Below are 22,369 nucleotides of genomic sequence, written 5' to 3'. Positions count from 1 at the left end.
GACAAAAAAAGTCCTGCATGCTGACTTGCAGCATACAGGACTTTCTTTCCTTTTCTCTCTTAGCAGATCTGATCTATGTCGCTTCAATACATTATGTATTCAAATGGTGCCGAGGACCGGGATCGAACCGGTACGGTAGTCACCTACCGCAGGATTTTAAGTCCTGTGCGTCTGCCAATTCCGCCACCCCGGCGAAGGAATGACTATAAAGTGGTGGGCCCTGAGGGACTCGAACCCCCGACCAATCGGTTATGAGCCGACCGCTCTAACCAACTGAGCTAAGGGCCCTTAAAATAAGGTTATGTAAATTAGATCATTTTAAGGTTGGTTGCGGGGACAGGATTTGAACCTGTGACCTTCGGGTTATGAGCCCGACGAGCTACCGAGCTGCTCCACCCCGCGTCATCGTTCTTAAAACTTTTTGTAAATGGCGACATCAATTAATATACTATATATCGATATATACAGTCAAGCCTTTTTTCAAAAAAAATATTGGTAAACTTTTTGGATGATTTTTAGTGGGTATAATCAGCATTAAACTTATCGTTTTTGAACGCCTTAAATTATTATGTTTTTAAAAATCTTACTCCGTAACGGCCCTTTCTTGAACGGAATATTTCGATTTCACGAGCCTGTTCAAAACCATACAGCCAGCCGTCATTTTCCATCCTGCGCGCTAAGCAGCCGGCTTGAAATTTTGTTTCGTATAATCGGATCCAGTAAACCCACTTCAAGCGTATCCCTCTCTTTCACAGCTGTTCATTTATATAATTCCCCCGGATATTGCACTGCATACTCTTCAGACATATAAAAAAATCAAAAAGGCTCGTCAGTGCGCCTTATAGACACTGACAAGCCTCTTCTAATATTATAAGTGCTTTCGAGTTAACAATTAATACATAGGTCTAGGCATCGGCATCACGCCTATACCGCCATCACCTTCTGTAGCTGTACGTTCAAGCGCGGCATTGCCTTTCGTTTCCCATTCCGCAAGCGCCTCTTTGGTGTCTTTATCGCCAGCTATGACCTGCTGGAACAGCTCATAGCCATAGCCTTGCGCTTCCCATATGCCCGGTTTTTCACGATAAATTTTTTCGTCATTGTTAGTAACTGGAGGATAAGGGCGCAATGTAGTAAAGGCGTCCAAATTGTACTGCAAACCGCCAATCGGCTGTAGGAATTCTTTTCTGGCTGCCATCTCGTACAAGCTTCTTGATTTGATCTTAGCCCAATCCTTGCCATTAATAAATTTAATGAAGTCCCAAGCTCCTTCTGGATTTTGAGCACGGGCATTAATGCCCATCAATTGATTAAGGCTGATATTTCCACCAACGCCTGGTGTCGACGGATCGGTAGGAAGTGTTACAACATCCCAGTCCACCATTTCAAAATCTTTGATTTTTGAAGCATTTTCGCCTATTTTTTTCAGCTCATTAATATAGTAGTAATCAGAAATCATCATGCCTACTTTTCCAGTTACGAACAGATCTCCGTAAAAAGGATCCTGAGCACCGGATTCATTTTGCTTTTCGTAGTACAAGTTCATATATTCCTGATTCGGAATAACTTTATCCTTGTGCAATGAAATTACCGTATCCCACACCTGCTGCCATTGCGGGCTGTTAATGAGCATTTTGTCAGCATTGTCATCCCACATGCGCAGTTGCAAGGCGTTGCTGTAGTAATTGATATCGCTGAATCCATCCGATACCCAACGATTAAAGGAGAAGCCAAATTGACTGTCTAGTCCTTCGCCTTTAGCCAATTGGCGGGCCTTATTAAACACATCATCCCAAGTCATTTTATCAACTGGCGGCTCAATATTTGCTTCGGCGAACATTTTTTTGTTATAAAATAATGCGGAAGAAGAGAACGTTGGCGTTAGGGCATAAAGATTATTGTCGCCAACTGATTTAATGCCTTCGATAACAGTTGGAACGTAATCGCTAATATCAAATTTATCCTGCTGAATAAGCGGATCAAGCGGCTTCAGCAGATTATCCTGCGTCAGACGGCGCAGCAAACCGAAATCCAGTATAACGACATCTACAGGATTGGCGCCTGTAAGCATCTCCTTCATCTTCTCATATGCATCCGGCTGCTCAACCGGCTTGCTTGGATCAGATTGCTGTTCAAATCTTTGATCATCATAGTTAACCGCGCCTACGAATTCAAAGGTTACATTTTTGTTCATGATTTCATACGTATCTGTGTATTGCTGGCGCATATATGGCTCATTATCAGAGCCGCCATACAAATACCCGATTCGAACGACGGTATTCTCATTACTCTTGCCGCCTGTTCCCTTGCTGCAGGCACTTAATAAACTGACGATGAATACTAGCGTTAATCCAATTACAATTGCTTTACGCCATCCTTTTAAACTTGTTTTTGACTTCCCCATTTTATTCTCCTCCTATTTTTTTGGGTGAAGAAATAATTATTCGTTCACCGTCAAACTCCATCGTCGCTTTATCTTTAATTTCAAGAGCGGCCAAGTATTCCTTTGGCACCTGCAGCCTGCCTACGCGATCAACCACAACATATGCTTCGTGTACTTCCTGCAAGCTGCCGCCAACGTTCTGCTGCGCAAAAGATAAATTAGAATCCAAATTGGTATTGCGTTTAATAAATTCTGTACTTGTCAGTCCATCTCGAATGGCGACCACCCGATCCACCTTGCTAGCTAGAGACAGATCATGCGTAACGATAACGATTGTAATGCCCAGCTCGCGATTTAATCGTCTGAAAATGCCCATAATAAGATCCGAAGTTGCGGTGTCAACCGAGCCGGTCGGCTCATCCGCAAGCAGAAGCTGTGGACGGTTCGACAAGGAAATAGCGATGGCAACCCTTTGCTGTTCCCCCCCGGATAGCTGATGCAGCTTATTATGCATGCGCTCCTTCAAGCCTACCCATTCAAGCAGCTGCTTGGCATATTCCCGGTCCATTTTGCCTGACAGCATCATCGGCATTTCCACATTCTCGAGAGCAGTAAGATACGGAAGCAGATTGCGTGCGTTATTTTGCCATATAAACCCTACTGTATCCCGTTTATATTGCACTAAATCTTCCTCTGAAATTTTCAATAAATCCCACTGGCCTACTTTTACGGTACCAGCGGAAGGGCGGTCCAAGCCGCCCAGTGTATTCAGCAGGGTCGATTTTCCGCTGCCGCTGTTTCCAATAATAGCCATAAGCTCGCCTGGTTCAACCTTTAGATTAAGCCCTTGGAGAGCAACGACCTCCAAATCATCCGACTTGAATATTTTGACTAGCCCTTCACATTCAATCATATTGGATTAACGCTCCTCTCCCATTTTCACTGCTTGATGCACACGAAGTCTGCGAATATGCAGGAAGAGCAGCAATGCTCCTATCGCCATCATGACACCGACAACGATAAATAATTGGTTCGTATCATTTGCATTGAAAATAACTCTGAATGGCGGTACGGTCTCAGCCACATTCTCTGCTGTTTGTAAAAATGGCAGGAACAGTAAGCTTACAACTTTACCGATTACAACTCCCAGCCCAATCGCCAGCCCAGCTGTAAAAATTTGTTCAAGGAGCAGCATGCCTGTCAGCTGCCTGCGCGATAATCCCATCGCTCTAAGCACCCCGAACTGGACAACTCGGCCTGATAAATTGAAGAACCAATATAAAATATAGCCAGCTAACGTAATAATGACCGAAACGAGGAAGCCCAAGCTCAGAATACCGAATACGCCGCCGCGTGTAGGATGCTTAGCCTGTGTAAGCAATTCGCTGCGCACATCGGTAACCGAGGCCAGATCAACGCCATTTTTTTGCAAATATTCAACTAATGGCGCGAGCTTTGCCTCCGGTTTCATCTTAATCCATACATCATATGGAATGATCGGAAGCTGATCGTATATAAAGTCCAGATTTGTAATAATAAACGGTGTTTTGTCTGGATACTGCGTTGGCCAATAAGGCAGGATGCCTACAATGGCAAATTCAAGCATGCCGTCCTGAAAACCGACAGAAATGCTGTCGCCCAGCTTAAGCTGATATTTCTCAGCAACATTCGTCGGAATAATAGCCGCATGCTCAAACAAGCCGAGATTGTTTAAATAGTGGTACGGATGGACAGGGAACAAATCATTGCGGAACCATGCCACCTTGGCAAACTGATCATTATCAATGCCTAGTACAGTGCCTTGCCCTATTGATTTGCCTGAAACAACAACGTTACCCTTCGTCTGCAGTACACGTGCTACAGCTTCAACTCCTTCTGCTTCTCGAAATACTTCAAAAGGAGGCTCATTATATAAGATTTTTGAAGGAGCAGGATTGTTGCCTCCCCCTCCAGGGTTGCCACCACCACCTCCGCCAGGGTTGCCGCCTCCGCCGCCGCCAGGATTGCCTCCGCCTCCGCCGCCTGGGTTGCCTCCACCGCCGCCAGGGTTGCCACCGCCTGTCGCAGGCAGTTCAGGTGTACCTTCCCATACGGTTTGAATAATGACATCCGAACCATATTTATAGAGCGTTCTTTCAGTGGAGTTCAAATCTATCGTTCTAGCTGCAGAAGCATTGTAAACACCTAATCCAAGCGTTAAAACGAGTAAGATCATCAATGAATAATAGCCATGAGAAGATCTAGACAGCTGAGTAAGCGTCAAATACAACGGAACAGGCAAAAACTTGCGTCCCAGCCAATTGAACAGCTTCAGCAGCCATGGAAACAATCTCAGAAAGAACAGTCCGATTGCAAATATCGCAATGGCAGGCACGAAAAACAGAAATGGCTGAACGTTCAGCTGATCCGTCGTCATTCCGGTCTGGAAAGTAAGCATCTGTCTTTCCTGGAACATATACCAGCCATAGCCTGCGGCAGCCAGCAGCAAGATATCAAGAAACCATCTTTGCCACATTGGCTTGCGATCCGATCTAGCCAGCTTTTGCTTATAGCCTACAATTGACGATCTGGCATAAATAATTGCTGGAATTACAGTTGCCAGTATCGCTAGCAAGACTGCAGCCCCGCCTGCAATGAGCGCTTCTGTTGAAAAGCCGATCGGTATCGATTTGCGATTGACGAAGGAGAGAAACCCGTTTGCTGAGCCTATGCTCTTGGCCATAAACCAGCCGAGCATCGGTCCTAGCGCCAGCGCAACTGCGCCGAGAAATAACCCTTCGATCAAATAAATCCATATGATCTGGCTTGTTCTGGCCCCTCTGCTTCGCAATACCGCAATATCGCTGCGCTGCTTATCAAGCGCTTGTCTTGCATTCATCGCGATGAAGAAGAACACCATGGCAATCATGGGAGCCGCGAGCGTAAATAGCATCGTTTGCAGCTGCAGGCTCTGCTTTTTAAAATCGGTAAGCAAATTAGCGAACGAAATTTCTACACGTGTTTCTTTTAACTTTTGATATAAGTCAATATTAATGCGATCAAGGGTGTTTCCGAGCGGTGTAAGCTGGCTCGTTTTGACCGTTGATAAATCAAAAGAATAATACCAGCCCGCGCTATGAAGCGGAATACGATGTTGAGACAGCAATATATTATTAAATGTCTCCTCGCTTACCTGCAATGTACCAAGCAAGCTTTCAAGACCTTGATACCAATATGGGTCAGTGTCGACTAACGGTTTAACCGCTCCGACGATTTTGACACGCAGCTTCATATTTGAGCCGCTAACGGGGTAAAGAAGCACATCCCCGATATGTAAATCATTTCTGAACATCGCTTCTTCAAACAGTACAGCTTCAATAATATCGCCCTTGCCCGCACTGCTGCTGAACCATTGTCCCTGCGCCAGCTCGGTATGCTCTTCCAGATTAGTCATGGATGAAATGGTAAACTGACGATTTCGGCCAGGATCTACCTTCATTGGGTCTTCAGGCACGACATCTGCGCTGCGAATTGAATAAGTTTGCAAGAAAGTGTCGTAAGAAAAAGGGATTAGTTCTGGAATGCTTCCATTAATATAATCCTCCAGACCCTTTAAAGCTGCCAAATCTGTTTTTTCGCCAGGAGGAGATTGATACCTCATCAATAATGAACCAGCAGGAAGCCCCGCGCTTTTCTCCTGCAAAGATTCTGCTACCACACGTTTAAGCGCACCATCAGCATACATCGGAATGCTTGTTGCAAAAGCAACTGCAATTACGAGCCCTGCCAGCGTGCTTAACGTCAGCCATCTTGTATTCCACATCTTTCGGAATAAAAATCGAAACAGCGGAAATCCCATTGGCTATCGACCTACAACTTTCTGTCCAGGCTCCAGGCCTTTCAATATTTCCACCTGAGTAGGCGTTTGCTGGCCGACCTCAACGTCAACCTCGCGCTTTACATCATTCTCAATTACTTGTACATAAGTGCGGGACCCAATAGTACGAAGAGTAGATGGTGGAATTACTATCGCGTTTTCAGTACGTTTTGTAATAATATCAATCGATAATGGCATGCCGCGATTTACTTCCTTAGGAAGCTCTGCAATATCAATAATCATAAAGTCTTCAGGACGCTCAGGCTTATTATTTTCATTTGGATTTCCGTTATTGTTCTGTTCAGTTTTTGGAGCCGGCAGCGTTTTAATTTTACCTTTAAATTTGCCGATATTGCTCATGGTAACAACAGCTTCCATGCCAACCGCTACTTTTTCAAGCTCATTTTTGGTCAGCTTTGCAGCTGGAACGATAAGGGAGGTATCTGCTACAATTGCAATTGATTGATAGGCTTTAATAAGTGCACCTTTTTGAACATCTACGGATACGATCGTCCCGCTAAATGGCGCATATAGCTGAGCTTTCGAAATCTCTTCCTCCAGATCAAGCAGTTTTTGCCGGCGTTCCTCGAAAGCGATTCTTTTTTCTTCAAAATCAATAGGATCCATCTCGTCGCGTGTTCGCAGCGTTTCCTTCATCAAGGTTTCTTCTCGCTTGAAGGATAACCTTTCGTTCCGCAGCGTTTTTTCCAAATCGTCGACATCAAGCTCGGCGATAAGATCGCCCGCCTGCACAACGTCTCCTGTTTTAACATAAAGCTCCTTCAAATGCTTGTTCTCAGAAGTAAAGAACATCGTTTCTTCTTCTAGCGAAATCAGCTTTCCCATAACCTGAACCTTCGTTTCAAGCGTATCTGTCGAAACCGTATATTCCGGTCTCTTTGCAATAGCAGGCGGGTTGATTTCTGGTAAAACCTCTTCCTCGCCCTCGGACGGTAATAGGGAGCATCCGCTAGTTAATATAATAGATAAACTGAGTGCAACAACAAATGAACGTTTAAATAAATTTCCCGTCCACCATTTCATAGACATGATCGGCAACCTCCATAATTGTGGGATCGTGTGTAGTCATACATACTGTAACGTGTTCATTGCGAATAATATTTTGGAATAATGCCATCACTTGCGCCGCCATGCTGGAATCCAGCTCGGCAGTCGGTTCATCGGCAAGCAAAAGAATGGGACGATGGGCGATTGCCTTTGCTATAGCTACGCGCTGCTGCTCTCCGCCGGACATTTCGAAGGGACGATGCTTCATGCGTTTGCCCAATCCAACCAGCTCCAGGCATTCTGCTACCCTCTCCTTCCATTCCGAGCGCGGAGTTCCAGCCATACGAAGAGACAGCTCGACGTTTTCCCAAGCTGACAGAAGAGGCATTAATGCATACGCCTGAAATATAAAACCCATCTGGGATCTACGAATTTTGGTTCTGTCATCATCATTCATGCGGCTGAACTGCTTATTGTCAAATATAACCTCGCCCTTGCTAGGAATATCAAGTCCTCCCAAACAATTGAGCAAGGTTGTTTTACCTGACCCAGACCTGCCGCGAAGCATAACAAGCTTACCCCGCTCAAGCTCCATATTGATGCCTTTAAGAACATGCAGGGCCTTCCCGCCAACCTGAAAGGTGCGTTCGACATTTTCAACAACCATTAGCTTGCCGGTATCATTGCTATTATGAGCCGAAGCGCTTGTATGCGATGCTGGCTGGTCAGAAGCAGTCGTCTCTAGTTTCTCCTTCTCATCTAATTCCACTGCTTTCATGAGCTCCTCCTATACCCCCTATTTTGTTATGTATTTCTTTCATAATTCTAATCTTACAACATAGACGGTGTTCGTGCCTGAAAAGTTACGACTTTTGGCATTAAGTTGAAAACATTTTTCCAATAATTAAATTTGAAGCTTATTTTTGGGCCTATCTTAGCCGCAGCAGAGGCGAATTCACCAAAAAAGCATCCCGTTAACGGGATGCTCCATAAGTATAATAACTATTTGCCAAAAGACTGAGGATCTTCGCGCCACTGCTGCAAACTTGCAACTTCCTCCGGCTGTACAGTGCCCAGCTCGACTGCAGTTTCAATCAGGGCTGTATAATTCGAGAGCGTTTGAAGCGGAATGCCTGCTTCTGCAAAGGCATCAATCGCTTGCTTGAATTGATAAGAGAAAATAGCAAGAACTGCTAGCGGTTCAGCACCCGCTTCGCGAACAGCAAGCGCAGCCTTTAGCGAGCTTCCGCCTGTCGAGATCAAATCTTCAATGACGATTACCTTTTGCCCCTCAGCAATGCGGCCTTCAATTTGATTTTGCTTGCCATGTCCTTTCGCCTTATCACGAATATAAGCCATAGGCAAATTCATTTTTTGAGCAACCCAAGCAGCATGAGGAATGCCTGCTGTAGAGGTGCCGGCAATCACTTCTGCTTCAGGATACTGCTCTTTAATAATAGTTACAAAACCGTCAGCCACTACATCACGAATTTCCGGGTAAGCCATCGTTAAGCGATTATCGCAATAGATAGGCGACTTGATACCCGATGTCCATGTGAAAGGATCGTTAGGCCGTAAAGCAACTGCTTCAATGCTCAACAAATGTTTGGCGATTTGTTTAGGCAATTGTTCATTACTCAACTGAAATCATCTCCTCAATAATAGCTTCAATCGCTTCTCTCGGAGAAGCGGCAGCTGTAATCGGTCTTCCGATGACTAAATAGTCCGTTCCTGCCAGTACAGCGTCCCTTGGCGTCATAATTCTGGATTGATCATTCACCGCTGCGCCCAAAGGACGTATACCAGGTGTAATGGTTTGGAAGGAATGGCCGCATGCCGCTTTAATTGCTTCAACCTCAGAAGGAGAAGCAACTACGCCATGCAGACCTGCCAGCTGAGTTTGCTTTGCATAATGCAATACCGCTTGCTCTACGGAACCACTTATGCCAATTTGCTCATTCAAAACCTGCTGATTCGTACTTGTCAGCTGCGTTACAGCTATCACGATCGGCTTTTTGTTGGCGCTGCCGAGCACGTTCTCTACACCTTCCAGCGCTGCTTCCATCATCGCCCTGCCGCCGCCTGCATGCACATTGAACATGTCTACGCCAAGCTTTGCGATGCTCATAGCTCCGCCCTTCACCGTGTTAGGTATATCATGCATTTTTACGTCCAGAAAAACGGAATATCCTTTGGCTTTCAAGCTTTCCACAAAGGAAGGGCCTGCAGCATAAAACAGCTGCATGCCCACCTTCATATAACACGGAATGCCTTGCAGCTGGGCAAGCAGCCGCTCCGCCTCGCCAGCGCTCGGATAATCGAGCGCCACCATAATGCGGCTTGCCGCTTGATCCTTTGTAAGCCTCACTTGCATTCCCTCCGCCCTTAATTTTGTTAAAGTTTTGCCGGCATTGCCTCAGAAGAGAAGTTGATCGTTTGCAGCATGCCGAGCAGAGCGCGCACCGTATCAAGAGAAGTCAAGCAGACTACTCCATTCTCGACCGCTTCGCGGCGAATACGGAAGCCGTCGCGCTCAGGCGCTTTGCCTCTTGTTAATGTGTTGACAACAAAATGCGCTTTGCCTTCTCTAATCAGATCGAGAATATTCGGCGAACCTTCGCTTAGCTTGTTAACCGGAGTCACATTAATACCCGCCGTTTCAAGCGCAGCAGCTGTGCCGCCTGTTGCATAAATCGTATAACCAATAGTGTAAAAGCCGCGCAATAGCTCGATCGCTTCTTCCTTGTCCTTATCAGCAACCGTTGCGATAATGGAGCCCGCATAAGGAATTTTCATTCCTGCGCCGATCAAGCCTTTGTAAAGCGCCTTGGCATAAGAAACATCACGGCCCATAACCTCGCCTGTCGATTTCATCTCCGGTGTAAGCGTTGGGTCAACGCGGCGCAGCTTAGCGAAGGAGAACACCGGCACTTTTACGGAAACATGCTTATCTTCCGGCCATAATCCGTCTGTATAGCCTTGATCAGCTAGCTTGATGCCCAAAATAGCTTGGGTTGCCAGATTGGCCATCGGTATCGTGGTAACCTTGCTCATAAACGGAACTGTCCGTGAAGATCTAGGATTTACTTCGATTACATACACTTTTTGCTGATGGATGACAAATTGAATGTTCACAAGGCCGACTACTTTCAGCTCTTTGGAAATTTTAATTGTCATATCCACAATTTCATTTTTAATCTCATCGCTTAATGATTGTGGAGGGTATACCGCGATCGAGTCGCCGGAGTGAACACCAGCCCGCTCAACATGCTCCATTATACCAGGTATTAGAACCGTTTCGCCATCACAAATCGCATCTACTTCAGCTTCTTGGCCAAGCATATAACGATCAATAAGCACAGGATGCTCAGGATTGATTTTTACTGCTACCTCCATGTAGTTCAGCAATTCCTCATCGGAATATACGATTTCCATCGCGCGTCCGCCAAGTACATAGGAAGGTCTTACCAGCACAGGATAACCCAGCGCTTGAGCTGTTCCTACAGCTTCATCCACAGATGTGACGGTGCTGCCTTTCGGCTGAGCGATTTCCAGCTTGCGAAGCAGTGCCTCGAACTTTTTACGATCCTCGGCAGAATCGATGCTTTCAAGGCTCGAGCCAAGAATTTGCACGCCCGCCTTAGCTAGCGGTGCTGCCAGATTGATTGCTGTTTGGCCGCCGAATTGAACGATTACACCAATTGGCTGCTCTTGTTCAATGACATGAAGCACATCTTCCAGGAACAGCGGTTCAAAATATAGGCGGTCAGAGGTGCTGAAGTCAGTCGATACGGTCTCAGGATTGTTATTGATAATAACCGCTTCATAGCCTGCTTTTTGAATAGCCCAAACCGCATGAACGGTGGAGTAGTCAAATTCAACGCCTTGGCCGATACGAATTGGACCTGAGCCAAGCACGACAATTTTTTGTTTTTCTGTTTCTGTAACTTCATTCTCTACTTCGTACGTAGAATAATAGTATGGTGTCAAAGCTTCAAATTCCGCCGCGCATGTATCGACCATTTTGTAAACTGGTTTAATATTATGCTGCAATCTTAGCTCGCGTATTTCAGCTTCTTCTGTGTTAGCTTCTCCAGGGAAGGCTTCGCTGCGAATCTCCGCAATCGAACGATCCGCCAGACCCATCCGTTTTGCTTCCAACAAAAGCTCAGCACTCAGTTCCTTCTCGCTTGCAAGCAGCTGCTCAAATTTAAAAATATTTTCAAACTTGTTTAGGAACCACCAGTCGATTTTGGTCAGATCTTGAATTTCTTGCAGCTTGAAGCCTCTTCTGAAAGCTTCCATTAGCAGAAATATACGCTCATCGTCTGGCTTCTCCAGTCTTGTGCGCAGTACGCCGTCTTCAAGATCGGATGCTTCCTTTAAAAACAAGCGGTGTGTGCCAATTTCCAGTGAACGTACCGCTTTGTGAATAGACTCCTCAAATGTGCGGCCGATTGCCATTACTTCACCAGTCGCTTTCATTTGTGTGCCGAGTCTGCGGTTCGCGCTCACGAATTTATCGAATGGCCAACGCGGAATTTTGGAAACGACGTAGTCGATCACCGGCTCAAAGTAAGCATAGGTTTTTCCCGTAACCGGATTTACGATTTCGTCCAGTGTATAGCCTACTGCAATTTTAGCTGCCATCTTGGCGATTGGATAGCCTGTAGCCTTGGAGGCAAGTGCTGAAGAACGGCTGACACGAGGATTTACTTCGATTACATAGTATTGATAGCTGTACGGATCGAGCGCGAACTGCACGTTGCAGCCGCCTTCGATATTTAGAGCGCTAATAATTTTCAGAGATGCAGTGCGAAGCATTTGATGCTCATGATCCGACATCGTTTGTGCTGGAGCTACTACGATACTGTCTCCTGTATGAACGCCGACTGCGTCAACGTTCTCCATATTGCATATAACGATGCAATTGTCATTAGCATCGCGCATAACTTCATACTCAATTTCTTTCATGCCCGCGATAGATTTTTCAATTAGACATTGGTTAATTGGGCTATAGCGAATGCCTGAAGCTACAACCTCGCGCAGCTCTTCCTCATCCGCGCAAATGCCGCCGCCAGTGCCGCCAAGCGTAAACGCCGGACGAACGATGATCGGATAGCCGATTTCATTAGCAAAGGCAACCGCATCTTCAACCGTTGTTACGATGTCGCTCTCAGGAACCGGCTGCTCCAGCTCACGCATCAATTCACGGAACAGATCGCGATCCTCAGCTTTCTCAATTGCGGACAGCTGCGTTCCAAGCAGTTTTACATTTTCACGCTCAAGCACGCCTGCTTTTGCCAGCTCAACTGCCATATTAAGACCCGTTTGACCGCCCAATGTCGGCAGCAAGCCGTCCGGACGCTCCTGCTTAATAATTTGTGTTACAAAATCCAGTGTAATCGGCTCGATATACACTTTGTCAGCCATATTTGTGTCCGTCATAATCGTAGCAGGATTGCTGTTGATCAGAACGACTTCATAGCCTTCTTCCTTAAGCGCTTGACAAGCCTGTGTGCCGGCATAGTCAAATTCCGCTGCTTGACCAATAACGATAGGACCTGAACCAATTACAAGAATTTTTTTCAATTTATTATTTCTAGGCATGTTGAAGCTCTCCTTTCAATTTCTCCATTAGCGCTACTTGCGGCGGTACTTTGTTCGAATTTTTATGTTCAATCATCATCGTCAAAAACTCGTCGAACAGACTTAGCAAATCATGTGAGCCTGGCGCTGACTCAGGATGAAATTGTACAGAAAAGGCAGGTGCTGTCTGATGCTGCAGTCCTTCTACCGTTCCATCGTTATTATTAATGTACGTAATCACCAGCTCAGTGCTTTGTACAGAATCCTTGTGCACGGCATATCCATGACCCTGTGAAGTAATAAAGCATTCATTAGTAGAAAGCTTCTTCACCGGATAGTTGCCGCCATGGTGGCCAAATTTCATTTTTTCAGTACGGGCGCCGCATGCCAGAGCAAACAGCTGATGACCTAATGAGATCCCGAAAATCGGAAGCTCGCCCAGCAATTCTTTTACCATTTCTATAGCATATGGAAGATCCTGCGGATTTCCTGGTCCGTCAGACAAAACGATTCCGTCTGGGGACAGCTCGCGAATTTGCGCTGCAGTTGTGTTATGCGGTACTACGACAACGTCGCAGCCTCTTTTAATCAATTGAGCCAAAATGCTGTTTTTCGCACCGAAATCTACAAGCACTACGCGCTCTCCTTTGCCTGGGCAAAAATAAATGGAGGAGGTAGACGCACGTTCAACCGCATCTGTTACCGGCTTGGAACCATTCAGCTTCTCCAGCAGTGCTTCTACTGATTCATTGCCTGTTGTGATTATGCCTCTCATGGAGCCGTTTTGACGCAGCTTGCGAGTAAGCATACGCGTATCAATATCGCTAATTGCAGGAATACCATGTTTTTGAAGCAGTTGTGACAGCGAGTGTTGCGCTCTCCAGTTGCTTGGGTAAGGTTCGTGGCTGCGTACGACTAGCCCGTGAATAAACGGTGTCAGCGACTCAAATTCACTGCGAGTAATTCCATAGTTGCCTACCAGCGGATAAGTCATGACGACGATTTGACCCGCGGAAGCAGGGCTGGAAATCAATTCTTGATAGCCAGTTACCCCTGTATGGAAAATAACTTCCCCTGCATGCTCTGTTTCTGCGCCGAATGATTTTCCGGTAAATAAAGTTCCGTCTTCTAATAATAGTCTTGCTTGCATTCCACTCGCTCCTTTACATATTTTTATTTATTCCGTCCAAGCTACTTGACCGTTTACGATCGTAGTAGTTGGCCAGCCTTTTAACTGCCAGCCGCCGAACGGTGTATTATTGCTTTTGGAGGCAAAAGTGCTTGGATCAACCACCCGCTCCATCTGCAGATCAACAATAGTGAGGTCAGCAGGCGCGCCTGCAATGAGACGTCCGCTTTCCAATCTGAATACTCGCGCTGGATCCTCAGTCATACGCTTAAGCAAAAATCCGAGCGTCCATTTGCCTGTTTCAACAAATTTTGTATACAGCAGCGGGAAGGCTGTTTCGAAGCCAACGATGCCAAACGGCGCCAGATCAACGCCTTTAGCTTTTTCCTCTGCGCTATGCGGAGCATGATCGGTAACGATCATATCCAGCGTTCCATCCTCAAGTCCTTCTATAACAGCCTCAACGTCGCGCGGCGAACGAAGCGGCGGATTCATTTTCCAGTTCGCATCATCCAATCCTGGAATGTCTTCATCTGACAAAATCAAGTGATGCGGGCATACCTCTGCTGTAACTTTAATGCCGATTTGCTTAGCCAAGCGGATTAAACGCACGGACTGTTCAGTGCTGACGTGGCACACATGATAATGAACCCCAGTTGCTTCCGCCAGTAAAATGTCGCGTCCTACATGGATAGCCTCGGATTCATTCGGAATACCTTTAAGGCCATGCTTACGAGCAAATTCGCCCTCTGTTGCCCATGCGCCGACGACCAACGAATCATCCTCGCAGTGAGCAATGACAGGCATATCCAGCGACTTGGCTAACGCCATCGCATTTTTCATCATTTGCGCATTCTGCACGCCAACCCCATCATCCGTAAAACCGATTGCTCCCGCTTCTTTCAAAGCATCGAAATCTGTAAGCTCCCGTCCCAGCTCATTTTTAGTAATGGCTGCATAAGGAAGCACCTTTACGAGCGCGGATTCGTTTGCTTTATCTATAATGTAGCGAACAGTTTCCGGCGTATCGGTTACAGGCCTTGTATTCGGCATGCAAGCGATAGTTGTAAAACCGCCCTTGGCTGCTGAACGCGAGCCTGTAACAATATCCTCTTTGTATTCAAAGCCTGGGTCACGCAAATGCACGTGCATATCGATAAAACCGGCTGATACCAGCTTTCCTGCTGCATCAATAACTTCAGCGCCAGCAGTATCTGGGGCAAGGCTTCCTTCTAGCAGCGCTTCAATTTTGCCATCAACTACATGAATATGCTTATTCTCTAGCGCATTGCTAGCTTCATTCCAAACTTGACCGTTCAATATCCAAAGTGACATTTGTAACCCTCCGTACATTTATGATTTAGCCGCATATGCACTTTTCTAAACCGGGTGCGAGCACCTTGCAAAGGAAAGCGGCGGGCAATACACTCTTTAAGTTGCCAATTATTCTAATTTTTAGCAATCCAATACTCCACGCGTTTCACTAATCAGCTAGCTAAGCGCTCTTTCAACTACTGCCATGCGGATCGGCACACCGTTGCTCATTTGCGGAAAAATTCTCGATTGAGCGTGCTCGACAACCTCATCATCAATTTCAACATTTCTATTAATCGGCGCCGGGTGCATAATAATAGCGCTTGGCGATATTTGCGATGCTCTTTCCATCGTCAAGCCATAGTTTTGGCGATAAGCTTCTGCAGAATTCAGCATGCCGCTCTCATGACGCTCCAATTGGACGCGAAGCATCATCACAACATCAGCTTTCAGCGCTTCCTCCATGCTAATATATGGTACATCCAGCTCTGGGGCTCTCATATTCGGAGGTGTGCAAAAGCTTACTTTGGCGCCAAACTTGCGCAGGGCGTATACATTGGAGCGAGCTACGCGGCTGTGCTTCACATCGCCTACAATGACTACATTCAAGCCCTCAATCGAGCCAAAATGCTTGCGCATCGTGTACAAGTCAAGCAGCGCTTGTGTCGGATGCTCATTGTTGCCATCACCGGCATTGATAAGCGGCATACTGATTTTAGGAGCAATTTCAGCCAGCACTCCAATCGGCTTTAGACGAATAATGCCTACATCTACTCCCATCGATTCCAATGTTTTTACAGTGTCGTAGATGGACTCGCCTTTTTGCACGCTGGAGGTTGCAGCTGTGAAGTTGATAACCTCTGTACCCAGGCGCTTTTCGGCTACTTCAAAGGAGAAACGTGTGCGGGTGCTATTTTCGAAGAACATGTTAACGGCAAATTTGCCTTGCATGATATTGTGCACCGTATTGTCGTGATTTTCCCAATATGCTGCACGATCCAAAATGGATACAATCTCTTCCTTGCTCAATTCCTTCAAGCCAAGCAAGCTTCGTTGTTTTACTTTTGTCATAATCATACCGATTGCCCCCTATTGTGGATGATTGTAACCTGGTCCTTAGAATCGATGTCGTTGAGAGCAACATTAATTTCTTCCTGCTTGGAGGTCGGAACGTTTTTTCCTACATAATCTGGACGAATCGGCAGCTCGCGATGGCCTCGATCCACAAGCACTGCCAGCTGAATGCTTTGCGGCCTGCCGCCATCCATAATGGCATCCATTGCGGCGCGAATCGTGCGGCCTGTGTAGAGAACATCATCGACGAGAATAATTTTTTTCTCTTTTACAGGAAAAGGGAGCTGTGCCGCTTCTTTCTGATTGCTGTCTGCTCGATCATCCCGGTATTGAGTAACATCAAGCTCACTGTAATCAACAGGCTTGCCTTCAATATCTGCAATTCGCTCAGCAATTCTTTTAGCTAAGTAGATGCCTCTCGTACGAATGCCTACAATACAGCAATTATCGATCCCTTTGTTTTTTTCCACAATTTCATGCGCAATTCTTGTCAGAGCCCGGCGAATAGCCGTTTCATCCATAATAACGAGTTGTTCTTCCTCCAGCATATTGCTTACTCCTTCCTATATCGATTTTTTAACCACACATGGCAACGAAAAAAGCTCCTTGCGTTATATGCAAGGAGCCTGAAATCATCGGTTGTAAAATAAGACAGCTTAGCATGACCGCATCTGTAATGTGGCCATGAGCAATCCCAACAACTGATGATCAGTTATTCACGCTACCTTGCCAGCCTCTCTGGACTGAGTTAAAGGTACTGCTTTAGGTTGTTGTTATTATCCCACGCTCGACAAAAGATGTCAACATTTTTTATACCGATTATTTATCTAGATTTTAATTGCAGCAGCACCTGCTGCATATCTGAAGGAAGCTCTGTCTCAAATAGAAGACGCTCGCCTGTTCTAGGATGATCAAAGCCGATAACAGCAGCGTGCAGCGCCTGACCATGCAGTGCAACGGTTTTGCTGCGGCCATATACAGGATCGCCAGCTAACGGATAGCCAATATACTTCATATGAACGCGTATTTGATGCGTGCGACCGGTTTCAAGCTGCAGCTCCACCAGCGTAAAGTCAGTGCCAATATGCTCTAGAACAGCAAAATGAGTGACGGCATGCTTGCTGTTTACGTCCGTTACAGCAAATTGCTTGCGATCCTTCGCATCTCTGCCTATAGGAGCGTCAATCGTTCCTGTATCATGTGGTAGGTTGCCATGCACCAAAGCAATATATTTCCGGGTCACGCTATGCTCCTTCAGCTGCTCAGCTAAAGATAAATGCGCAAGATCATTTTTGGCAGCCATAAGCAGACCAGAGGTATCCTTGTCGATGCGATGCACGATGCCAGGCCGCATTACCCCGTTAATGCCGGATAAATCCTTGCAATGGTACATTAATGCATTAACTACTGTACCGCTAGTATGTCCAGGAGCAGGATGAACAACCATGCCGCGCGGCTTGTTAATCACGATGACATCTGAATCCTCATATACAATATCAAGCGGAATCGGCTCAGCTGCGATCTCTGCCTCTACAACAGAAGGTATTTCTACCTTAATTTGATCGCCAGCTGTAATGCGATAATTGCTTTTTACTGTTTTACCATCAACACTGACAGCGCCGCCCTTTATCCAATCCTGAATTTGAGTGCGGGACACTGACGGGTCATCCAGCTGCTCATGCAGCCATTTATCCATTCTTTCTCCTGCCTGCTCTTCATCTGCGGTCCATTCCAACATTTGTTCATCTTCAAATTGATTGTTGTCCATTCTCGTTTTGATCCTTGTCCTCTCCGCCTTGTATCGGCTTGCCTTCATGCTTGGCAGTGAGCAATGTGTCCAGTAAAATCAAAGCAACCCCGCATACAATTGCTGAATCTGCAATGTTAAATATCGGGAATGTATAGCTTCCGAAATTAAACTTTAAAAAATCAACAACCTCGCCAAAACGGGCCCGATCAATAAAATTGCCGATCGCTCCGCCGAGCACCAGACCAAGACCGACTAGAAGCCTGGCATGTGCTGATTTTCTCACTGTTTGAATATACCATATTAATCCTGAAACAATGATGACGGTTATAATTATAAAAAAAAGTCTTTGCTCCTGCAAAATGCCAAATGCAGCTCCGCGATTGCGATGGGAAGTAATTAAAAAGAAATTGCCTATAATGCTTATTTCTTCATCGATCGTCATTTGTGTTGCAATCAATTTTTTTGTAATAAAATCAAGTATTAGCACAATTATCGCTACTATGTAATAGTAAAAGCGCATGCAATCTCTCCTCGCCAACAATAAAATCTAACCATATGTTCACTTTAGTGTAGCATAAAGCATCCCGGTCGAGCCAGTCTGCCCATGCCATCCGCACACAACCGCTTTGTTTGCATGGCTTCAGGCTTAAAATATTGGTGAGAATTAATAGTTTTTCCCTTCCAGCTGTATTTGTACAATACGTACTATATCTGCAATGTAGTCGCCAATAATCGGCAGGTTAAGCGCTCCGAGTATTTTCAAGAAATACAATATTGTCGCTGCAAAAAAAGTAAAACCGATCGCAATCCCTACACCTCTGGCCGTACCCGCAAGCAAATTGCGCCATATCAAACTAATAGGCCGATTAAGCAAATCGACATATTCAGCCATTCTTGTCTTTTCCATATCAACTGCAATTCGGTTTAGAGAGCGATCGAGACGAGACAGTCTTTCCTCGATTGGCAGCTGTTCATCCCTGACTTCATTTTTTTTGCGCCGCTTACCAATACGCTTCATAGTTAGACCTCCCATTTTGATTTCTCTTCCTTTAAGGATATAGCCCGCTGTCTGCCAACATTACCGGCAGGCAAGCGGGCTATGTTCATTGTTTAGCTTTCCCGATTACTGAATGGAAATCCCAATTATTTTTTCGCCAAGCGCTACTTTCTCCATATCTGCTGTCTCGCCGTATTGCACGGATTGCAGCAGCACATTATCCTTCAATACATGCTCGAAAGCCGTAAGCGCGCTATGCAGCTCTTCATCGACGTTCAGCACTAGATCGATGCGCTTCTCAATCGGCAGATCAAGCTTTCTGCGCGTATCCTGCACCGCTCTAATAACTTCACGAACCCAGCCCTCTTGCTCCAGCTCAGTCGTAATTTCAGTATTCAGCGCTACTGTTATACCTCCAGCCGAAGCAGAAGCAAAGCCGCTTTTCGCCTGCTTTTCTACAAGCAGCTCATCCAGCGCGATAATGACCTGTTCGCCTGCAATTTCCAGCCTGCACTCCCCAGCCTGCACGACTGCCCGAGTTGCTTCCGGACTCATAGCCTTCAGCTCGCCTTGGATCGGACCAACGAGCTTGCCGAACTTTTTGCCTGCAACCTTAAGATTCAACTTTAACGTAAAGTCTACAAAGCCGCTGTCGGACGATTGAACGACAATTTGCTTCACGTTAACTTCATCCTTAATAATTTCCTCGTATGGTGCAAGCTCAAATTCGCGATCAAGCGAAACGATCAGCTCAGACAATGGCTGGCGTGTTTTAATTGCTGTTTCATTGCGGACATTACGTGCCAGCTCAACCATTTGCTTCGCGCTGTCCATATCCCGTTCCAGCGTCTCATTAATAAGCTCATCTTTGGCAACAGGATAATCAGCCAAATGTACGCTGCCTTTGCCGCCCAGATTGCCATATACATCCTCAGCCAAAAGCGGCGCATAAGGTGCGATCAATCGTGATAATGTCAACAGCACATCTCTAAGCGTATGGTAAGCCGCAACTTTATCATCTGCCAAGCCGCTGCCCCAGAAACGGTCTCTTGAACGGCGAATATACCAGTTGCTCAGCTCATCTACAAACGTTTCAATCGCTTTGGCAGGGTTTAGGAAGTCATTAACGTCCAACCCTTTCGTAACTGTTTTGATCAAGCTGTTCAGTCTGGAAACAATCCAGTGATCCAGTTTATTCGTCGATGCTACCGCTGGATGCTTTTCGGGATCAAAGCCGTCAATGGAAGCATAGAGCGCGTAGAACGCATGTGTATTTACAATCGTATCAATAACTTTAGATTTAGCTTCTCCAACGATGCCGCGCGAGAAGCGCTTGCTGTTCCAAGGAGCGCTATCGGCAAGCAGCGCCCAGCGGAAAGCATCAGTTCCGTACTCATTAATAATTTCCCATGGGTCGATAACATTGCCTTTGGATTTGGACATTTTCTGCCCGTTCTCATCCAGAATATGGCCCGTCGAGATAACAGATTTATAAGGCGCCTTGCCATTATAAAGGGTTGAAACAGCAAGCAAGCTGAAAAACCAGCCGCGTGTTTGGTCAATGCCTTCGCAAATCATATCAGCAGGGTATTGCTCTGCAAATTGCTGATCGTTCTCAAACGGATGATGCTGCTGGGCAAAAGGCATCGATCCGCTGTCAAACCATACATCGATAACTTCTGAAGTACGGTTCATAACAGCGCCTTCCGCAAATGGCGATCTTAATTGAATGCTGTCCACATAAGGCTTGTGAAGCTCAATATCCTCCGGCACCTCGCCTACGGCGCGAGCGCGCAAGTCAGCAATGCTGTCTGGGGCATACTGTTTGCCTGTTGCTTCGCAGATCCAAACGTTAAGCGGTGTGCCCCAATAACGGTTACGGCTAATATTCCAATCGACTAAATCCTCCAGGAATTTGCCGAAGCGTCCTTCGCGAATATGTCCAGGATACCAATCAACGCCATTATTGTTGGCAATCAGCTGATCCTTGACAGCGGTTGTTTCAATAAACCAGCTTTCAGTCGCATAGTAAAGCAGCGGTGATTTGCAGCGCCAGCAGAACGGATAGCTATGTTCATAGCGCTCCTTAGAGAATAGCAAGCCTTTTTCACTTAGCATTTTTACGATATCTACATCGCAGTCCTTCACAAAACGCCCTGCAAGATCAGTAACCTCGTCTGTATAGCGACCAGCATTATTCACAACGCTCAGCATGCTGATGCCGTTCTGGCGAGCTACACGGTAGTCATCCTCACCATGTGCAGGCGCGATATGAACGATACCTGTACCGCTCGTATCGCTGACAAAATCACCAGCAATAACGATATGGCCTTTTTCGATAGATGCGTATTGGAATGGCGGCTCGTAGCTGCGGCCAACCAAATCAGCGCCTTTCAGCTCGGAAAGCACCTCGAAGTCTTCCTTTAATACCGTCTCAGCCAAATTTTGTGCTACGATATATACTTCGCCGTCTTTCTTTGCTTTTACATATGTGAGCTCTGGATGAACAGCCAGCGCCACGTTAGCCGGAAGCGTCCAAGGCGTTGTCGTCCATGCCAAAATAAACTCGCCACTGTCAACAAGCTTGAATTTGGCTGTTGCACTCAAGTCCTTAACATCCTCATAGCCTTGTGCTACCTCATGTGAGCTTAAAGTCGTCTGGCAGCAAGGGCAATACGGGCTCACGCGATGACCGCGATACAGCAGGCCTTTGCGGTGAATAGTCGCAAGAATATGCCATACACTTTCAATATATTCATTCTTGAGCGTAATATAAGGATCATCAAGGTCTGTCCAATAAGCAATTGCCTCAGTAAGTTCGCGCCATTGTTTCTCATATTCGAACACACTGTCTTTACATTTCTTAACAAATGCTTCTACGCCGTAATTTTCAATTTCTTGCTTACCTGAAATGCCCAGCTGCTTTTCAACACCCAGCTCGACAGGTAAACCATGCGTATCCCAGCCTGCCTTACGAACGACGCGATAGCCTGCCATCGTTTTGTAGCGGCATACAAAATCTTTAATTACTCTGCCCAGCACATGGCCAATGTGCGGCGCACCGTTAGCTGTTGGGGGACCTTCATAAAAAACAAAGTTAGGTTTTCCTTCACGGTTTGCAATGGATTGCTTAAACGTATCCTGCTCCTTCCATTGCTGCAATACGCGCAGCTCGCGGCTGCGTGCTGGTTCTTTTACATCTACTCTTCTCATTATATAAACTCCCTTCGCAATTTCTAAACAAGGTTAAATGGCTCAACTAAGGCTTA

Annotated in this window: 17 protein-coding genes and 3 tRNA genes; all 20 read right to left on the bottom strand. The window is 46.1% G+C overall.

Annotated elements, in window-relative coordinates; translation table 11 throughout:
- Window positions 1-104: 104 nt before the first annotated feature.
- The 20 genes from V1L65_RS28140 to ileS all read right to left on the bottom strand — a co-directional run bounded on the left by V1L65_RS28140 (window position 105) and on the right by ileS (window position 22,313).
- Window positions 105-193: transfer RNA gene (locus V1L65_RS28140), tRNA-Leu, on the bottom strand.
- Between the two features lie 18 nt (window positions 194-211).
- Window positions 212-288: transfer RNA gene (locus tag V1L65_RS28135), tRNA-Ile, on the bottom strand.
- A 37-nt stretch (window positions 289-325) separates the two neighbouring features.
- Window positions 326-402: transfer RNA gene (locus V1L65_RS28130), tRNA-Met, on the bottom strand.
- Between the two features lie 164 nt (window positions 403-566).
- Window positions 567-734 carry a hypothetical protein gene (locus V1L65_RS28125; protein WP_331702668.1) on the bottom strand — a complete coding sequence of 56 codons (168 nt, stop codon included), beginning with the start codon at window positions 732-734 and terminating at the stop codon, window positions 567-569.
- A gap of 158 nt (window positions 735-892) precedes the next feature.
- Window positions 893-2,404 (bottom strand): ABC transporter substrate-binding protein, encoded by a 1,512-nt coding sequence (locus V1L65_RS28120; RefSeq protein WP_331702667.1) that lies wholly within the window; start codon window positions 2,402-2,404, stop codon window positions 893-895.
- A gap of 1 nt (window position 2,405) precedes the next feature.
- Window positions 2,406-3,296, bottom strand: coding sequence for an ABC transporter ATP-binding protein (locus V1L65_RS28115; RefSeq protein ID WP_331702666.1), 891 nt, complete (start codon window positions 3,294-3,296; stop codon window positions 2,406-2,408).
- 6 nt (window positions 3,297-3,302) lie between these two features.
- On the bottom strand, window positions 3,303-6,221 hold the full coding sequence (locus V1L65_RS28110; protein ID WP_331702665.1) for an ABC transporter permease: 2,919 nt from the start codon (window positions 6,219-6,221) through the stop codon (window positions 3,303-3,305).
- A gap of 3 nt (window positions 6,222-6,224) precedes the next feature.
- Window positions 6,225-7,289: an efflux RND transporter periplasmic adaptor subunit gene (locus tag V1L65_RS28105; RefSeq protein WP_331702664.1), complete on the bottom strand. Its 1,065-nt coding sequence runs from the start codon at window positions 7,287-7,289 to the stop codon at window positions 6,225-6,227.
- Complete coding sequence (locus V1L65_RS28100; protein ID WP_331702662.1) at window positions 7,255-8,025, bottom strand: ABC transporter ATP-binding protein; 771 nt, start codon at window positions 8,023-8,025, stop codon at window positions 7,255-7,257. The genes V1L65_RS28105 and V1L65_RS28100 overlap by 35 nt, the downstream gene beginning before the upstream one ends.
- Before the next feature lie 224 nt (window positions 8,026-8,249).
- A complete protein-coding gene (pyrE, locus tag V1L65_RS28095) occupies window positions 8,250-8,888 on the bottom strand; it encodes an orotate phosphoribosyltransferase (RefSeq protein ID WP_331702661.1) in 639 nt (212 codons plus the stop codon).
- Entirely contained in the window at window positions 8,881-9,615 is a 735-nt protein-coding gene (gene pyrF, locus V1L65_RS28090) for an orotidine-5'-phosphate decarboxylase (protein WP_432499717.1), read from the bottom strand. Before pyrF ends, pyrE begins: the two co-directional genes overlap by 8 nt.
- A 26-nt stretch (window positions 9,616-9,641) precedes the next feature.
- Complete coding sequence (carB, locus tag V1L65_RS28085) at window positions 9,642-12,857, bottom strand: carbamoyl-phosphate synthase large subunit (RefSeq protein ID WP_331702659.1); 3,216 nt, start codon at window positions 12,855-12,857, stop codon at window positions 9,642-9,644.
- Complete coding sequence (gene carA, locus V1L65_RS28080; RefSeq protein ID WP_331702658.1) at window positions 12,850-13,986, bottom strand: glutamine-hydrolyzing carbamoyl-phosphate synthase small subunit; 1,137 nt, start codon at window positions 13,984-13,986, stop codon at window positions 12,850-12,852. The genes carB and carA overlap by 8 nt, the downstream gene beginning before the upstream one ends.
- 27 nt (window positions 13,987-14,013) lie before the next feature.
- The gene (locus tag V1L65_RS28075; protein WP_331702657.1) at window positions 14,014-15,300 is read right to left on the bottom strand and encodes a dihydroorotase; all 1,287 of its coding nucleotides are present in this window, start codon (window positions 15,298-15,300) and stop codon (window positions 14,014-14,016) included.
- 156 nt (window positions 15,301-15,456) lie between these two features.
- Window positions 15,457-16,356 (bottom strand): aspartate carbamoyltransferase catalytic subunit, encoded by a 900-nt coding sequence (locus V1L65_RS28070; RefSeq protein WP_331702656.1) that lies wholly within the window; start codon window positions 16,354-16,356, stop codon window positions 15,457-15,459.
- Window positions 16,353-16,898 carry a bifunctional pyr operon transcriptional regulator/uracil phosphoribosyltransferase PyrR gene (pyrR, locus tag V1L65_RS28065; RefSeq protein ID WP_432499845.1) on the bottom strand — a complete coding sequence of 182 codons (546 nt, stop codon included), beginning with the start codon at window positions 16,896-16,898 and terminating at the stop codon, window positions 16,353-16,355. Before pyrR ends, V1L65_RS28070 begins: the two co-directional genes overlap by 4 nt.
- Window positions 16,899-17,176: 278 nt before the next feature.
- A complete protein-coding gene (locus tag V1L65_RS28060) occupies window positions 17,177-18,121 on the bottom strand; it encodes an RluA family pseudouridine synthase (RefSeq protein ID WP_331702654.1) in 945 nt (314 codons plus the stop codon).
- Window positions 18,102-18,623: a signal peptidase II gene (lspA, locus tag V1L65_RS28055; protein WP_331702653.1), complete on the bottom strand. Its 522-nt coding sequence runs from the start codon at window positions 18,621-18,623 to the stop codon at window positions 18,102-18,104. Before lspA ends, V1L65_RS28060 begins: the two co-directional genes overlap by 20 nt.
- Before the next feature lie 144 nt (window positions 18,624-18,767).
- Window positions 18,768-19,121 (bottom strand): DUF5665 domain-containing protein, encoded by a 354-nt coding sequence (locus V1L65_RS28050; RefSeq protein ID WP_331702652.1) that lies wholly within the window; start codon window positions 19,119-19,121, stop codon window positions 18,768-18,770.
- 105 nt (window positions 19,122-19,226) lie between these two features.
- Window positions 19,227-22,313 (bottom strand): isoleucine--tRNA ligase, encoded by a 3,087-nt coding sequence (gene ileS / locus V1L65_RS28045; RefSeq protein ID WP_331702651.1) that lies wholly within the window; start codon window positions 22,311-22,313, stop codon window positions 19,227-19,229.
- Between the last annotated feature and the right edge of the window lie 56 nt (window positions 22,314-22,369).

The organism is Paenibacillus sp. IITD108 (assembly GCF_036541265.1).
Lineage (GTDB): Bacteria > Bacillota > Bacilli > Paenibacillales > Paenibacillaceae > Pristimantibacillus.
The sequence above is the reverse complement of the archived record's forward strand: the minus strand, read 5'-3'. Positions and strand labels throughout refer to the sequence as shown.

Bases quoted from the DNA above. Each gene is read 5' to 3' on its own strand.
- V1L65_RS28120 (WP_331702667.1), bottom strand. From the start codon at position 2,404: ATGGGGAAGTCAAAAACAAGTTTAAAAGGATGGCGTAAAGCAATTGTA.
- V1L65_RS28115 (WP_331702666.1), bottom strand. From the start codon at position 3,296: ATGATTGAATGTGAAGGGCTAGTCAAAATATTCAAGTCGGATGATTTG.
- V1L65_RS28110 (WP_331702665.1), bottom strand. From the start codon at position 6,221: ATGGGATTTCCGCTGTTTCGATTTTTATTCCGAAAGATGTGGAATACA.
- V1L65_RS28105 (WP_331702664.1), bottom strand. From the start codon at position 7,289: ATGTCTATGAAATGGTGGACGGGAAATTTATTTAAACGTTCATTTGTT.
- V1L65_RS28100 (WP_331702662.1), bottom strand. From the start codon at position 8,025: ATGAAAGCAGTGGAATTAGATGAGAAGGAGAAACTAGAGACGACTGCT.
- carB (WP_331702659.1), bottom strand. From the start codon at position 12,857: ATGCCTAGAAATAATAAATTGAAAAAAATTCTTGTAATTGGTTCAGGT.
- carA (WP_331702658.1), bottom strand. From the start codon at position 13,986: ATGCAAGCAAGACTATTATTAGAAGACGGAACTTTATTTACCGGAAAA.
- V1L65_RS28075 (WP_331702657.1), bottom strand. From the start codon at position 15,300: ATGTCACTTTGGATATTGAACGGTCAAGTTTGGAATGAAGCTAGCAAT.
- V1L65_RS28070 (WP_331702656.1), bottom strand. From the start codon at position 16,356: ATGATTATGACAAAAGTAAAACAACGAAGCTTGCTTGGCTTGAAGGAA.
- V1L65_RS28060 (WP_331702654.1), bottom strand. From the start codon at position 18,121: ATGGACAACAATCAATTTGAAGATGAACAAATGTTGGAATGGACCGCA.
- lspA (WP_331702653.1), bottom strand. From the start codon at position 18,623: ATGCGCTTTTACTATTACATAGTAGCGATAATTGTGCTAATACTTGAT.
- V1L65_RS28050 (WP_331702652.1), bottom strand. From the start codon at position 19,121: ATGAAGCGTATTGGTAAGCGGCGCAAAAAAAATGAAGTCAGGGATGAA.
- ileS (WP_331702651.1), bottom strand. From the start codon at position 22,313: ATGAGAAGAGTAGATGTAAAAGAACCAGCACGCAGCCGCGAGCTGCGC.